The organism is Novosphingobium sp. Fuku2-ISO-50 (genome assembly GCF_001519055.1).
GTDB lineage: Bacteria > Pseudomonadota > Alphaproteobacteria > Sphingomonadales > Sphingomonadaceae > Novosphingobium.
On sequence record NZ_KQ954295.1, the window covers coordinates 45,433 to 59,638 of the forward strand.

At 63.4% G+C, this 14,206-nt stretch carries 12 protein-coding genes; 4 read left to right on the forward strand and 8 right to left on the reverse strand.

Going from position 1 to position 14,206, the window contains the following annotated elements; genetic code table 11:
- Positions 1-13: 13 nt before the first annotated feature.
- The gene (locus AQZ50_RS13990) at positions 14-1,309 is read left to right on the forward strand and encodes an amino acid permease (RefSeq protein ID WP_231730302.1); all 1,296 of its coding nucleotides are present in this window, start codon (positions 14-16) and stop codon (positions 1,307-1,309) included.
- 3 nt (positions 1,310-1,312) lie between these two features.
- Here AQZ50_RS13990 and AQZ50_RS13995 read toward each other — a convergent pair whose 3' ends face one another.
- Both AQZ50_RS13995 and AQZ50_RS14000 read right to left on the reverse strand, forming a co-directional pair.
- Positions 1,313-2,929 carry a phytoene desaturase family protein gene (locus tag AQZ50_RS13995; RefSeq protein ID WP_067747094.1) on the reverse strand — a complete coding sequence of 539 codons (1,617 nt, stop codon included), beginning with the start codon at positions 2,927-2,929 and terminating at the stop codon, positions 1,313-1,315.
- Entirely contained in the window at positions 2,913-4,148 is a 1,236-nt protein-coding gene (locus tag AQZ50_RS14000; protein WP_067747095.1) for an aromatic ring-hydroxylating oxygenase subunit alpha, read from the reverse strand. The genes AQZ50_RS13995 and AQZ50_RS14000 overlap by 17 nt, the downstream gene beginning before the upstream one ends.
- On the opposite strand from AQZ50_RS14000, the gene AQZ50_RS14005 reads away from it, so the two are divergent.
- Both AQZ50_RS14005 and AQZ50_RS14010 read left to right on the forward strand, forming a co-directional pair.
- Complete coding sequence (locus tag AQZ50_RS14005) at positions 4,147-4,830, forward strand: TetR family transcriptional regulator C-terminal domain-containing protein (RefSeq protein WP_082703658.1); 684 nt, start codon at positions 4,147-4,149, stop codon at positions 4,828-4,830. The genes AQZ50_RS14000 and AQZ50_RS14005 overlap by 2 nt on opposite strands.
- Before the next feature lie 98 nt (positions 4,831-4,928).
- Positions 4,929-5,588: a nitroreductase gene (locus AQZ50_RS14010; protein ID WP_067747096.1), complete on the forward strand. Its 660-nt coding sequence runs from the start codon at positions 4,929-4,931 to the stop codon at positions 5,586-5,588.
- Between the two features lie 45 nt (positions 5,589-5,633).
- On the opposite strand, the gene AQZ50_RS14015 is transcribed toward AQZ50_RS14010, so the two are convergent.
- From AQZ50_RS14015 to AQZ50_RS14030, 4 genes are all read right to left on the reverse strand, one after another.
- Positions 5,634-7,073: a M20/M25/M40 family metallo-hydrolase gene (locus AQZ50_RS14015; protein WP_082703659.1), complete on the reverse strand. Its 1,440-nt coding sequence runs from the start codon at positions 7,071-7,073 to the stop codon at positions 5,634-5,636.
- Positions 7,074-7,569: 496 nt separating this feature from the next.
- Positions 7,570-8,568, reverse strand: coding sequence for an NADPH:quinone oxidoreductase family protein (locus tag AQZ50_RS14020; protein WP_067747261.1), 999 nt, complete (start codon positions 8,566-8,568; stop codon positions 7,570-7,572).
- Between the two features lie 140 nt (positions 8,569-8,708).
- The gene (locus AQZ50_RS14025; RefSeq protein WP_067747097.1) at positions 8,709-10,313 is read right to left on the reverse strand and encodes a flavin monoamine oxidase family protein; all 1,605 of its coding nucleotides are present in this window, start codon (positions 10,311-10,313) and stop codon (positions 8,709-8,711) included.
- 29 nt (positions 10,314-10,342) lie between these two features.
- Positions 10,343-10,795, reverse strand: coding sequence for a c-type cytochrome (locus AQZ50_RS14030; RefSeq protein ID WP_067747098.1), 453 nt, complete (start codon positions 10,793-10,795; stop codon positions 10,343-10,345).
- Positions 10,796-11,104: 309 nt separating this feature from the next.
- Between AQZ50_RS14030 and AQZ50_RS14035 the strand changes: the two genes are divergently transcribed.
- Positions 11,105-11,620, forward strand: coding sequence for a Rid family hydrolase (locus AQZ50_RS14035; protein ID WP_067747099.1), 516 nt, complete (start codon positions 11,105-11,107; stop codon positions 11,618-11,620).
- 36 nt (positions 11,621-11,656) lie between these two features.
- On the opposite strand, the gene AQZ50_RS14040 is transcribed toward AQZ50_RS14035, so the two are convergent.
- Positions 11,657-12,589 (reverse strand): response regulator transcription factor, encoded by a 933-nt coding sequence (locus AQZ50_RS14040; protein WP_067747100.1) that lies wholly within the window; start codon positions 12,587-12,589, stop codon positions 11,657-11,659.
- A gap of 2 nt (positions 12,590-12,591) precedes the next feature.
- Positions 12,592-14,133 (reverse strand): ATP-binding response regulator, encoded by a 1,542-nt coding sequence (locus AQZ50_RS14045; protein ID WP_231730303.1) that lies wholly within the window; start codon positions 14,131-14,133, stop codon positions 12,592-12,594.
- Positions 14,134-14,206 lie beyond the last annotated feature (73 nt).

Below are 14,206 nucleotides of genomic sequence, written 5' to 3' on the forward strand. Positions count from 1 at the left end.
GGGAGAAAAGGCCGTGGCGAACAAAGGGCGCGGGCTGAGCCGATCGATGGCGCTGGCACTGGTGGTGGGCAATCTGATCGGATCGGGGGTCTATCTGCTGCCCGGAACGCTGGCGCCGCTGGGCGTGAACCAGATCTTCGGCTGGATGGTAACGATCGCGGGCGCTTTGGCGATGGCGCTGGTGTTTGCGCGGCTCGGCGCGATGCGGCCGATGGCGGGCGGACCTTATGCTTATGCACAGGCCGCGTTCGGGCCCTTTGCCGGGTTTGTCACCGCGTGGAGCTATTGGATCCTGCTGTGGTCGGGCAATGGCGCGATCGCGCTCGCGGTGGTCAGCAATCTGTCGCTGGTGATCCCGGGAATGGCGCATGTGCCGGGGCTGCCGGCGGTATTGTCCGTCGGCTGCGTCTGGCTGCTGACATTCGTCAACATGCGCGGCGTGCGCCAGGCGGGCGAAGTCTCGCTGGTAACGACGCTGATCAAGCTCGTGCCGCTGCTGGCGGTGATCGCGCTGGCCGCGTGGCTGTGGCTGGGCGGGACACCGTTTGTCGTGCAGGCGCCGGTGCCTGTTGCGGGCGGCAGCATTGCGGCGGCGGCGGGGCTCACTTTCTGGGGCTTTCTCGGCCTCGAATCGGCAACCGTTCCGGCGGATAAAGTCGAAGACGCCAAACATGTCGTGCCGATGGCGACGCTGGTCGGGACAGTGCTGACCGGGGTCATCTATCTCGGCATTTCGCTCGCGTTTCTGGCCTATATGCCCAACGATGCGGCGGCGGCCTCGCCCGCGCCGGTGGCGGCGTTTCTGGGGCGCCATTTCGGCGGAGCGATTGCCGGCGCGGTGGCGGTGTTTGCCGCGATCAGCGCGTTTGGCACGCTCAACGGGTTTATCCTGCTGCAAGGCGAAATGCCATGGGCAATGGCGCGCGGCGGGGTCTTTCCGATGTGGTTTGCCGCCGAAAGCGCCGCCGGTACGCCGGTTCGCGCGCATCTGGTATCGAGCGTCCTGATGAGCGCGGTGATGCTGTTGAATTTCGGGCGCGGGATGGGCGATCTGTTTCAGTTCATCGCTTCGGTCAGTCTGGCGGCGGGGATGCTGTCTTATGCCATGACGATGTTCGCAGCGATCCGACTCTTGCCCGAAGAGCGGCTGCTGATCCCGGTCGCGCTGTTTGCGGCCGCGTTTACCGGCTGGGCGACATGGGGACTCGGGCTTGAGGCCATGGCCTATGCCGCCGTGCTGCTGCTGATCGGGGTGCCGATCTATTTCGCCGTGCGCCGGAGCAGAGGCCTTCCCCTCGCCCCGGCGTGATGCTCATTTACCCCGGTGCAGGGCCTTCCACAGCAACGAGCGGTCGCGAATGATCTCGTGCGCGGCGTTGTGTCCCGGCGCGCCGGTCACCCCGCCGCCGGGATGCGTGCCCGATCCGCACATGTAGAGCCCCTTGATCGGCGAACGGTAATCGCCGTTGCCCAGCACCGGACGCGCGGCCCAAAGCTGATCGAGCCCCATGGTGCCATGAAAGATGTCGCCGCCGATCAGGCCGAACTTGCGTTCGAGATCGAGCGGCGAATGGATCTGCCGGGCGATCACGCTCTTTTTGAAATTGGGCGCGTGGGCATCGATCGTGTCGATGATCAGGTCGGCAACCTCTTCGCGCACGTCGTCCCAGCTTTGCCCGTCAGGCAACTCGGGCGAAAACTGCTGACAGAACAGGCTGGCGACATGGGCACCCGGCGGCGCGAGGCTGTCATCGACCGTCGAAGGGATCTTGATTTCGACAATCGGTTCGCGCGACCAGCCGAACGCTTTCGCATCGTCATAGGCCTTGTCCATATAGTCGAGGCCCGGCGCGATGATGATCCCGGCGGTGTGATGCTCGGCCTTGTCCTTGCCGGGCAGAACGGTGAAATCGGGCAGTTCGGACAGCGCGACATTCATCCGGAACGTGCCCGATCCGGTCTTGAATCCCTTGATCCGGCGCCGGAAATCTTCGTCGAGATCGCTACCGTCGACCATCTGGCGATAGAGCAGCGCCGGGCCGACGTTGGCGGCAATGATCGGCGCATAAAGCTCTTCGCCGCTTTCGAGCTTCACGCCTTGCGCCTTGCCGTTGGCGACGAGCACTTTGGAAACCGGTGCCTCAAGGCTGATCTCCACGCCCTGTTCGACGCAGGCCGCCGCCATCGCCTGGGTAATCGAGCCCATGCCGCCGACCGCATGGCCCCACGCGCCAAGCTTGCCGTTCACTTCGCCAAAGACATGATGGAGCAGGACATAGGCCGACCCCGGCGTCGAAACCCCGGCGAAGTTGCCCACCACCGCGTCAAAGGCAAAGGCCGATTTGACATGATCATCCTCGAACCAGCCGTCGAGGAACTCGCGCGCCGACTTGGTGAAGATGTCGAGCAGATCGCGCTGGGTCGACAGGTCCATTTTCGCCAGCGGCCAGCCCTGCTTTGCCGCCGCTGCCAGCGCGCCAAACCCGCCGCCGACATTGGGCGGGGTCTGCAGCGCCAGATCGCGCAACACTTGCGCGACCTTTTCAAGCGCCGCGTCATAGTGCGGATAGGCCGCGGCATCGGCTTTCGAAAAGCGGGCAAATTGCGCCGCCGTCCGGTCCGCGCCCCCGCCGAGCTTCAGATAGGTATCGGGAAACGGGAAGAAATTCGAAATCGTCCGCTCGATCACGCGATAGCCGCGCTCGTGCAGCTTCATGTCGGCGATCACTTTGGGACGCAGCAGGCTGACGGTATAGCTGGCGGTCGAATTGCGAAAACCGGGATGAAATTCCTCGGTCACCGCCGCACCGCCGACAACGGCCCGCCGTTCGAGCACGCGCACACGCATCCCCGCACGGGCAAGGTAAAAGGCGCAAGTCAGGCCGTTGTGCCCGCCGCCGATGATGATCGCGTCATAACGGTTCGTCATGCTGGTCTTTCCCATCCAAATCAGAATGCCTGCTCCATCCCTTCGGCGGTGCCTTGTGCAGGCGCGCTTCGGGGATCAGCGTGCGGATCTTGCGGGCAAAGCTGCGCAGACACACTTCGCTGCGCCCGATCGGTCCTGCGCCATAGCTGTGGCTGGCCATGCCCTGCTGCACCCGCTCGATCAACCAGGTGTCTTCCTTGTTGACCACCCGGTTGATGCGCCAATTGGCATAGCGCGCCAGTTTCATGGCCCGCCGGTCGTCCGGCGTTGTGGCATCGGGTAGGGCATAGGCCATTTCGCGCAAGACGCAGGTCGTCGGCCCGGTCGGTATCCACTGCATGAAATCGATCTGATCCGCATAGATGTCGAACGCCATGTTGGGCCACAGCTTGTAATAGAGCCAGCGGCGCTGCGCCACTTCGGGCAAATGCGGCACATGCGGCAGGTGTGTCTGGTAGAATCGTTCCCAGGGGTTGTCCGAAAGCCGCTCGACCAGATCGCCCTTCATCCGATCGGCCCAGCCATGCGCGCTGATTTCATAGCTCTTTCCGAAAATCCGGGTCAGCCCGTCATGCGCCACGGGGATATGCAGATTGTCGGAATAGTTGTCGCCGAGGTTTTTCCAGTTGAGCGCGCGATCGCGCACCCGCAGTTCGGAAATGCAGCGCATGTCCTCAAATCGATATGGCGCGACTTCCGCTTCGAACGGCGCCATCATCGCGGCCACGCTCGGAAATCCGGCATCGCTCAGCCGCACGAAGACAAAGCCGTGCCATATTTCAAGCGCAACCGGCGACAGCCCATGGTCTTCGAGCCGCAGCGCCGGATAGTCCGCCTTCATCGGCACCCCGCTCAGCCGCCCGTCGGTTTCATAGGCCCAGGCATGATAGGGGCAGACGAACTTTTTAGCGCAGCCTGCCGTCCCTTCGACGAGCCGCATCGCGCGGTGGCGGCAGACATTGGCAAAGGCGCGGATTGCGCCGTCATCGCCGCGCACGACGATCACGCTTTCGCCGATATAGTCGAGCGTGCGCCAGTCGCCGGGCTGCGCCAGATCGCTTTCGTGACAGACAATCTGCCACGAGGGACGCATGATCCGTTCGATTTCAAGCTCATGAAATTCGGGATCGCCGTAGATCCAGCCCGGCAGGCTCCAATCGGCATCAGGATCGCCGGAACCGCTGGCTATGGTCTGGAAAGCATTGGCGAACTGGGCCATGAGAAACCTCGAATACGGCGAGCACGGCAGGACTGTTGCACGATCGTACAATACCACGCAGGATGCGCAAGTGACCAATTCGACGCCCCTTCCCCCGCCCCGCCGCGCCGAACCCGACGTGCGCCGCCAAAGCCTGATCGCGGCCTGCGCCCGCGTTCTGGCGCGCGAGGGCGCCGCAGGAACCAGCGTGCGCGTGATCGCGCGCGAGGCAGGCGTCTCGCCGGGATTGATCACGCACTATTTCGCCGGAATCGACGCTTTGATCGCAGCGACGTATGCCGATGTCGACCAGACCGTATCTGCCGCGCTCGAAGCTGCGGTTGCCGATGCCGGCGATGATCCGCGCGCGCGGCTGGATGCCTTTGTCACCGCCAGCTTTGCCCCGCCGATCGCCGATCGCGCCTTGCTGGCGACCTGGATCGCGTTCTGGAGCCTGGTCACCGCGCGCGCCGACATCGCACGCCAGCATGACGATCAATATGCCGGTTTTCGTGACCGGCTGACGCTGCTGCTGGCCGCATGCGGCGTGCCCGGCGAGCGGTTGCGACTGGCGGCGATTGCGGTGACCGCGCTGGTCGACGGGCTGTGGCTCGAACTGAGCCTGTCGCCCGGTTGTTTCAGCGCGGATGAGGCCGGCGCAATTGCGCGCGCGCATCTCGACAGCCTGATCGGGTTTCTTTAAGCAACTGATCGTTGCATTGTGCGCCGGCAAGCATATCTCAAGCCGGGGGCGCCAATTTGTGGTCGCACAACGATACCTGATCAAAACCGGGAGATACCATGAACGTTGCAGAAGCTGTCGCCTCGCGCCGCTCGGTGCGGGAATTTCTTGACCGTCCGGTCCCGTTTGAAACGATCGAGCGCGTGCTCGATCAGGCGCGCATGACGCCGTCGGGATGCAACTATCAACCGTGGGAAGCCGTCGTGCTGACCGGCGCGCCGCTCAAGGCGCTGCAAGAGGTGCTGCTGGCCGCGCAGCCTGATGATCCGTCCGAATACGACTGGTCCGCGCCGGGCAAGAGCCCCAAGTACCTGCCCCGTCTGCAGGCCGTGGGCGCCGCGATGTATGCCGCACTGGCGATCGAGCGGGCCGACAAGGAAAGCCGGACGGATTTCACCCGTGCCAACCTCGTCTCGTTCGGCGCGCCGGTGCTGCTGCTCGCCCACTTTCCCAAGCTGATGAAAGAGCCGCAGTGGTCGGATGTCGGCATGTGGCTGCAGACGATCATGCTGCTCCTGCGCGGCGAAGGGCTCGACACCTGCCCGCAGGAATACATGGGCAACTATGGCCGGACCATCAAGACGCACCTCGGCCTGTCGGACGATACCTTGCTGTTCTGCGGCCTGGCCATCGGCTGGCGCGACGAAGACGCGCCGGTCAACAATTTCCCCCGTGAACGCGTAGCGCTTGAAGAACAGGTCAAGTTCCTGGGCTTTTGATCCATACGACGCCCCTCCCCGCGCGGGGAGGGGCATTTGGGCGGCTTATTTCGTCAGGTCGGGGATCAGGTTGAAATAGAACGTCAGCGCGGGCTTGATATTGACCAGTCGGACGCGTTCGTTAAGGCCATGGCTGAAGCGTTCGTCGCGGCGGGTGAACACCGGGCTGGCATTATAGGCGGGTACGCCCAGCGCGCGATAGAACATCGAATCCGATCCGCCCGATGCCTGGTTGGGGATCACCGCGACATTTTTGCCCCATGCCGCATGGATCGCCTTTTCCGCCGCCACGACGTAATCGGCGCGCAACGGGGTTACCGGCGGGGTGATCGAGCCATCGGTGACATCGCTGACCTTGACGACATCCGATCCGATCACGGTCTTGAGCTGCGCCATGATCTGTTCGCGGCTATGGCCGGGAAAGATGCGGCAATTGATATTGGCGCGCGCGCGCTGCGGCAGCGCATTTTCCGCATGACCGCCCGACAGCATCGTTGCAACGCAGGTCGTGCCGGTCTTGCCGACGAGATCGGGATCGGCGCGCACGATCGCCAGCGGCGCGGCGTCGTTGGGATTGGCGGCAAAGGCACGCATCGCCGCTGCCTTGGCCGGGTCCGCCTCAAACGGGGCGGCTCGCTCGAACCACGCCTTGGTCAGCTCGTTCTGTTCGGGCGGAAACTGGTATGTCCCCACTTTGACCAGCGCCTGCGCCAATTGGACAATGGCATTGTCGGGGCGCGGTTCGGAACTGTGGCCGCCGGGGTTGGTCACTTCGAGCTGGTAATCGGCATAGGCCTTTTCGTTGCCGTCCCACAGCCAATAGAGCGGCTTGTCGGTGCCATCGGCAAATGTGCCGCCGCCGCCATCGGCATTGATCACGAGATCGGCGCCTTTCAGCTCCTCGGCCAGCGCGGCGCTGGTCGCCATGACGGTCTCTTCGTCGCCCGAAAAGGCGATGACGATGCTGCGGCGGGGCTTGTAGCCATGCGCGCGCAGATCGATCACCGCCGAGACCAGCACCGCCCCGTCAAACTTCATGTCGGTCGCGCCGCGGCCATAAAGCACGCCGTCTTCGACCACCGGGCCAAAGGGATCGCGCTTCCAGTCGCCACGTTTCGCCTCGACCACGTCCATATGGCCCGACAGCACCAGCGGCTTCAGCTTGGGATCGCTGCCCGCCCAGGTGGCGACAAGCGTTGCCGTCTCGCCACGCCTGGTGACAACGACATCGGCCGGGGCCCAGCCGCCCGCGATCAGCCGGTCCTTGATCAGGGCCGCGACTTCGTTCGTGCGGTTGCCCTCGCCGCGCACCGAGCGCACGGCGATTTCCCGGGTGGCAAGGTCCAGCGCCTGGGCCTCTTCGGCTGCGGTCGGCACGGGGACAGCGGACGGACGCGCAACAGCGACCGAACCGGCGCCCGCGAATGCCAATGCAGCAGGTGCCACGGCGACTGTGAGGATGCGCAAAGCGGTGGGATTGGTCATGACGGACGTGATCTCCTTTGACGCGAGTGCTGCCGGTTGGACGCCGCGATGGCAACCACCTTTGCGAATCAAAATCAGCCTCGCGATTCGAACTTCGCGATGCCGATTGCCTGGATGGCGAGGCGCTTGCCCCTTCGGCAAGGCCTTGATGCAATGCGAACCCTCCCTTTCATGAAAAGGTTTGCCGAACGATCGGCTTGCGCATGTTGCACATTTCAGTCCTGAGACCACTTTCATGCATACGTGTGAGATTATTGTTTTATATATATTTTTTTACGCCACAAATTCTCCGTTTACGGAAACGGAAAGCAGTCCAATTGAACTGTTGCGTTTTTTGCATCTATAATTGCCTGTTTCGCACTTGCGCAAACCACCCACCTGACGCATACGGAAATTGCCTTTCAGGCATCCTCTCCCAAACTTTCCAGAGCCGCCCGGTTTCGAGCGGCTCTTTTTTTTGCTCAAGCTCGGCGACGCTTCGGCGCGTCTCAACCGATCAGGCGTGGGGAAGGATCACTGTACGCCCGATCACCCGCCGATCGCGCATCGCGGCATAGGCTTCGCGCCATTGCGACAGCGGCACGGCGGCCTGGACATGCGGACGGATACGCCCGGCCTCTGCCAGAGCATGAATGGCCGCAAGGTGTTCGCGGCCATGGTCTGGAAAGCGCCGCCCATATTCGCCCGCGCGCACACCGATAATCGAAAAACCCTTGATCAGCGGGATATTGGCCGCAACAGTCGGGATTCGTCCGCCGGCAAAACCGACCACCAGCAAACGCCCGCCAAACGCCGTGTAGCGACAGGCTTCATCGAACACGTCGCCACCGACCGGATCAAACACCAGATCGGCCCCGCGCCCGTCGGTCATGTCGAGCACCGCCCGGCGAATCCCGGTCGGCCCGACCAACCCTGCCTCGATGGGGTAAAGCCCGCGCACCGCGTCGAGTTTGTCCGCTTGCGAGGCGACCGCGATCGTGCGCAGACCCAGTTCGCGCGCCAGATCGACGGCCGCCAGCCCGACCCCGCCTGCCGCGCCCTGCACCACCAGCCATTCGCCCGGCTGCGCCCGCCCCAGCCGAACCAGCGAGGCCCACGCCGTCAGATAGGCGACCCGCAAGGCCGCTCCCTGCGCAAACGACAGCGCATCGGGCAGGCGTTGCACCGCGCCGACAGGAAACACGCCATAGTGCGCGACGCCCCCGGTCAATCCGCCGCAGATCACCCGGTCGCCGACCTGCCAATCGGCATGGCCCCGATCGGCATGACTCTCGCCCAGTTCGACAATCACGCCTGCGGATTCCATCCCCGGCACGAACGGCAGCGAAGGCTTGGCCTGATAGAGCCCTTGCGTCATCAAAAGATCGGGAAAGCCGAGCGCGGTCGCTTCGATCCGCACCAGCACTTCGCCCGCGCCGGGGCGGGGAATGGGCCGGTCAGCCAGTGCAAGGCCCGACAGATCGTCGGACAGGGCGCGAACTTCGAGCGCGCGCATCGTCATGGCCATGCTCTCCGATTGGTCCCTGTCATGATGGCAGGGACCAATTCCGTAAAGACGACCGCAATGCAAGCGGAGTTAAAATAACTGTGCGAATCCGGCGCTGTCTTCTGATGAAGGCAGCGCCGGAAAAAGGGTCAGGCTGCCGAAGCGCGCTGGTGCAGACGGCTGATCGCGTCGAGCGAGGAAAGCAGCGCACCTTCCTGCCAGCAACCGTAATAGGAACAATGTTCGCCGGCGAGCACGATGCGGCCCTCCATCGAGACGAGATCCTGGTAATGCGCCTCGCGGCTTTCTTCGGTCCAGGTGGCGCAGCAGCCGAGAATCCACGGCATACGGCTCCACGCGACGGTCGCGCCGGACCGGAATTCGGCCTTGTATTCGGCCGGATGGAACACCGATCCCTGATCAAGCGCTGCGGCGATGCGCTTTTCAGGCGTCATCCCGGCCAGCTTGTAGGCGCCGATACCAAACGGATAAGCGCCGAGAATCACTGCCGGACCATCGCCGAACCAGTTGCCGGTGGGATAGGAAATCAGGCTGATGTCCTGATCGGTAAACGAATGGCCGCCATAAATGGCATAGTCGGTTTCCCAGAACCGGCGCTTCATCTCCAGCCCGATCTTGACCGAATTGCCATAGGGCAATGCGCGGATCGCCGCCTTTTTCTTGTCGGAAACCTGGATGTCGAGCTGCCCCAGCACGGTCGCAGGGATCGTGCAAACCAGCCAATCGGCCCTGGTTTCGCCGGTCGCGCCGGTCTTGGTGTCGGTCCAGCTTGCCGTGACGCCCTTGTCATCCTGCGCAATTTTCGTGACATGGGTGTTGAGACGGACAAGGCTGCCGACTTTGGCGGCAAAGGCCTTGCCGATATGGTCCATCCCGCCCTTGGGCTGGAACATCGTCGTTTGCATGACATGCTCGGTGTAGAATCCGATCTGCTGCCACACTTTGGTCGACAGCGTGTCCGACAACGAACCGACGTCCCCCGGAATCGGCGCGCCGTTCACACCGCCGCCCGGCGGACGATCCCAGCCGCGCTGTTCGCCGACTTTGACGCCCTTGGTGTAGGCCATGCTCTTGTCGAGCACGCCCCAGTCCTTCATCGCTTCAAGCAGCTTGGCCTTGTCGTCAGCCGTCACCGCCGTATCGAGCGCACCGGCGTTGAGCGACTTGGCCAGCAATTCGGCGACGTGCCCCTTGTAGTCGACATAGAGGTCGCGATAGCGCTGCGGCTTGCCGCCATAGGCGTCCTTGTGATGCACAAACGCATTGTGGTTGAGCTGGGCGAAATGCTCCAGCTCCACGCCCAGTTCCTTGCAGTAATGCAGCACGGTGCGGTGGTGATAGGGAATCCGCCAGGGACCGGGGTTGAGATAGTTGCCCGGAGCGAAGCCGACCGTCTGGGTCGAGCCCAGTTCGGCAATCGTGTCGCCCCCGCGCACCGAATAGTTGCGCCCGCCGGTGCGCCCCTGGAATTCCAGGATCTGCACTTTGTAGCCAGCCTTGGTCAATTCATAGGCGGCCAGCATCCCGGCCAGCCCCGAGCCGAGCACCAGCACGCTCGCCCCCGGACGCGCGCCCGACAGCTTTGGCGGGCCGTTGAACTGGCTTTCGGCGGCATGACCGAGCACGGTCATCGCCTGATACAGCGCGGCCGTCCCGCCCACTTTGCCGATCATGGTCAGCAGCTGGCGACGAGTCGGCGGGGCAAGGAAATCAGGCGATGGGAAATCGGTCATGGATCGTCCTTATGAAAAAGGAAAAAAGGTCAGTGCCCGCAATTGCAATCGGGCACGGGGGGATTGGTCGAACCGATGCGATCGATGTCCGCAACCGTCACCGGATCCTTGTAATCGTTGAAATGCCCGCGGACATACGTGATCACCGCCGCGATCTGCGGCTTGGTCAGGATGTCGGTAAACCACGGCATCCCGCCCCGTCCCTTGAGCAGAATGATGATCGGATAGTCCTTGTTGGCAAGATTCCTGTTGCCGGCCAACGCGGGCACACGCGCACCGGCCTCGCCGCCGCCCTTGGCGTCGGGCATGTGGCAGGCTTGGCAGATTTCCTCGAAAATTTGTTTGCCGCTGTCGGCGACTTCGGCGTTGCTGCCCGATGGTCCGGGGCGATCCTGGGCGAATCCGGGATCAGCCAGTGTCGCCGCCGCCAACAAGCTGATGCCGGACAGCGCAACCAGACCAACCTTGTGTTTCCTGACCATTCTTTTCGTTCTCTATCTTGTTTGACCGGCGATTGAAGGTGCGCCCGACAAGTGAATGCCGTTGGTCGGAGCCTGTCAAGCGATGGCCTGCACGGCCCTGCGGCGCCAAGGCACACTTGCCCATACGCCATTTCGCGTAATCGCGGCTGCCGCCGGATGTGCTTTGCCGCTTGGGGATGGCACCATCTTGTGGGATCAACGGGACCGTTGCGGCGACAAGCTCATACTCGCTTCAGGCCTCCTTGATGGAATTCACCCACTCATCGCCTAGTGTGCCGCCGCCGAGAGACACTTGAAAAAGGATCAACCATGCCTGCAAAGCCCCTCATGAAAGCCCTTCTTGGCGCCGCGCTCGGCGTCGCACTGGTGCCCGCCGCGCCGGCTATGGCTCAGGTCGTGAAGTACGAAAGCAGCCCGACGGCGCGGATTCTCGATGGCGCCGAAGTCAAGGCCGGGACCGACCTGTTCTTCCTGTCGGGCCAGCTTGCCTCGCCGATCGACCCGAAGAAGAGCTTTGCCGATGTGAAGTCGGTCGAGGATCTGGGCGATACCAAAACGCAGACGATCAGCGCGCTGGCCAAGATCAAGACCCTGCTGGAAAGCAAGGGCTACACGATGGCCGATCTGGTCAAGCTGACGCTGTTCATCGCGCCCGATCCAAAGCTGGGCAAGCTCGATTTTGCAGGCGCCAACGAAGGCTTCCTGCAGTTCTTCCGAACGAAGGACAACCCCACCACCGTGGCGCGTTCGGCGTTTCAGGTGGCCGCGCTCGCCGGCCCCTATTTCCTGATCGAAGTCGAAGGTATCGCTGCGAAGAAGAAGTAATATCCCGCGCTCCGGGGCATCGCGCCCCGGAGCGTTTCAAACTTCGGTGGAACGGATCGCTATGGCCGCAGCCGCAGCGCGGGTTTCGACGCCGAGCTTTTCATAGATCCGCTCGAGGTGCTTTTGCACGGTACGCGGGCTGATTTCGAGCACGTCGCTGATGTCGGCGTTGGACTTGCCATAGCTGATCCACAGCAGGACTTCGGCTTCGCGCTCGGTCAGCCCGAGCCGCGCCTGCAATCGCGTGGCATCGCCTGCGGGATCGACCTGATTGAGCCGGATCAGCACTTCGTTGTCGCGATATTGCGCGATCAGCACGAGTTCGAGCGCGAGTTCGCCGCCGTCCTCTCCAAAATCGATGCGCAGCGAATTGCCCGGCGTTTCGCGCCGTTGCAACAGCCGCTCGATCGTCTGGCGCACCTGATCGGGCAAATGCCCGCTTTCGCGATTCCAGCCCGGCGCCAGCCGCGCGATCGCGCGCTCGGCCATCGGCGTGCACCACAGGAACTGTCCGCCAAGGTCGGTCGACAGCATCATCCGCCCGGTCGCATCAAGCCCGACCGTGCTCGCCTGAACCACGCGGGCATGGCCCATGTGGACCCGCACCCGCGCCAGCAATTCATGAACATTGACCGGCTTGCGCACATAATCGACGCCGCCGACCTCAAACCCCTCGATAACGTGCTCGCTTTCGGTGAGGCCGGTCATGAAGATCACCGGGACATGGCGGCTGGCCGGATTGGCCTTGATCCGTACCGTTGCTTCAAACCCGTCCATCCCCGGCATGACCGCGTCCATCAGCACGAGGTCGGGGACAATATGGCCGATCAGGTCGAGCGCGGCCTGCCCCGAAGTCGCCACCAATACGGTAATCCCGCTGGCTTCGAGCGTGTCGGTCAGCATGCGCAGCGATTCCGGCTGGTCATCGACCACCAGTACCGTATCGCGATGAAGCGGAACGTCGGTCATTGTCAGGCCTTTTCCAACATGCGGGCGAGCCCTGAAAGATCGAAGCGGTCAAGGCAGTCATAAAGTTTCGATACGAACGCGCAATCCTTGCCTACGATCGCCTCGACCGCGCGGATTTCCGCCTCGATCCCGCGCACATGGCCAATCCGCACCCGTTCGCGCAAGCGGTCAAGATGGACCAATGCCGCATCGGGCAAGTCATCGCGTTCCGACTTCGCGGCGATCGCCCCGACTTTCGGTTCTGCCGGAACGGCCTGTGCCGTCGCCGACGCGAAGGTCCAGGTCAGGCCGAGCAATTCGCCGATCGTGTCGGCAAGCGTATCGATGTCGACCGGCTTGACCAGAAAACGGTCGTGCGCGGCGTCATCGGTCGGATCGGCCTGGCCGTGGCGCTCGTGGGCATTGGCCGAAAGCATGACGATACGCATGTCGTTTCCACCCAGCTTGCGCAGCGCGGCGGCTGTTTCCCAGCCTGACCAGCCCGGCATGGCAATGTCGAGCAAGGCAAGATCGAAACGCTGCGCCCGCGCCATCGCCAGCGCCGTCTCCCCATCCGCGACCGCCACGACATCGAAACCGAGATCGCCCAGCACCTGCCGGACAAAGGAAAGCTGGCGCGGATCGTCATCGGCGGCCAGAATCGAACGGCGCGGACCGGCATAGCCCGTCGCCACGCGCCGCGCACCGCCGACACCTTCGCCGGGCCCGTCGCGATGCCCGACCACTTGCCCCAGCATGACGCGCACGCGAAAGCACGAGCCCTGCCCCGGCACGCTTTCAAGCTCCAGCTCGCCGCCCAGGATCTGAATGATCGCGCGTGTGATCGGCAGGCCGAGCCCGATGCCGCCTGCCCGCGCGCCTTCGACACCGCGATCGAACGGTGCAAAAATGGCCTCTTGCGATTCGGGCGCAATGCCGGGGCCTGTATCGCGCACTTCGAACGTCGCGATTTGCGCGGCATAGCGCACCACCAGCACGACTTCGCCAGCCTGGGTATACTTGATCGCGTTGGAAATGAGATTGATCAGCGCCTGGCGCAGACGTTTCTGGTCGGCGCGAACATAATCGGGCAGCCGTCCGATGATTTCCGTGCGAAATGTCAGCCCTTTGGCTTCGGCTGCGGGGCGGAACATGCGGCCCACCTGATCGATGAACGACGGCAGCCGCACCGTGTCGGTCGATACGCGCATGATCCCGTTTTCGACCAGCGAGATGTCGAGCAGACCCTCGACCAGATCGTTCAAATGCTCCGCGCTGCGCCGGATCACGCGCGCGGCTTCGACCGTATCGATCGCCGAGCCGCGCTCAAGCAGTTGGGCATAGCCGTAAATGGCATTGAGCGGCGAACGGATCTCGTGGCTGACATTGGCGAGATAGCGGCTTTTGGCGGCACTGGCCGCTTCGGCGGCATCCCTTTCGCGCTGCAAAGTGCTGAGCGTGATATCTTTCGCGGGCGCACCCCAGCCGTTCATCCCATTGGTGCCGTCCATCCCGTCAGGACCGCGCGCCGCTTCGGCAAGAGAGCCGGGGGCAAGAGAATGCACCGTGGCAGCACGGGGCAGCCCCGTGCGTGCGCGGCGCTTCTCACAAGCGAGCGACCTGCGCAAACGGGACATT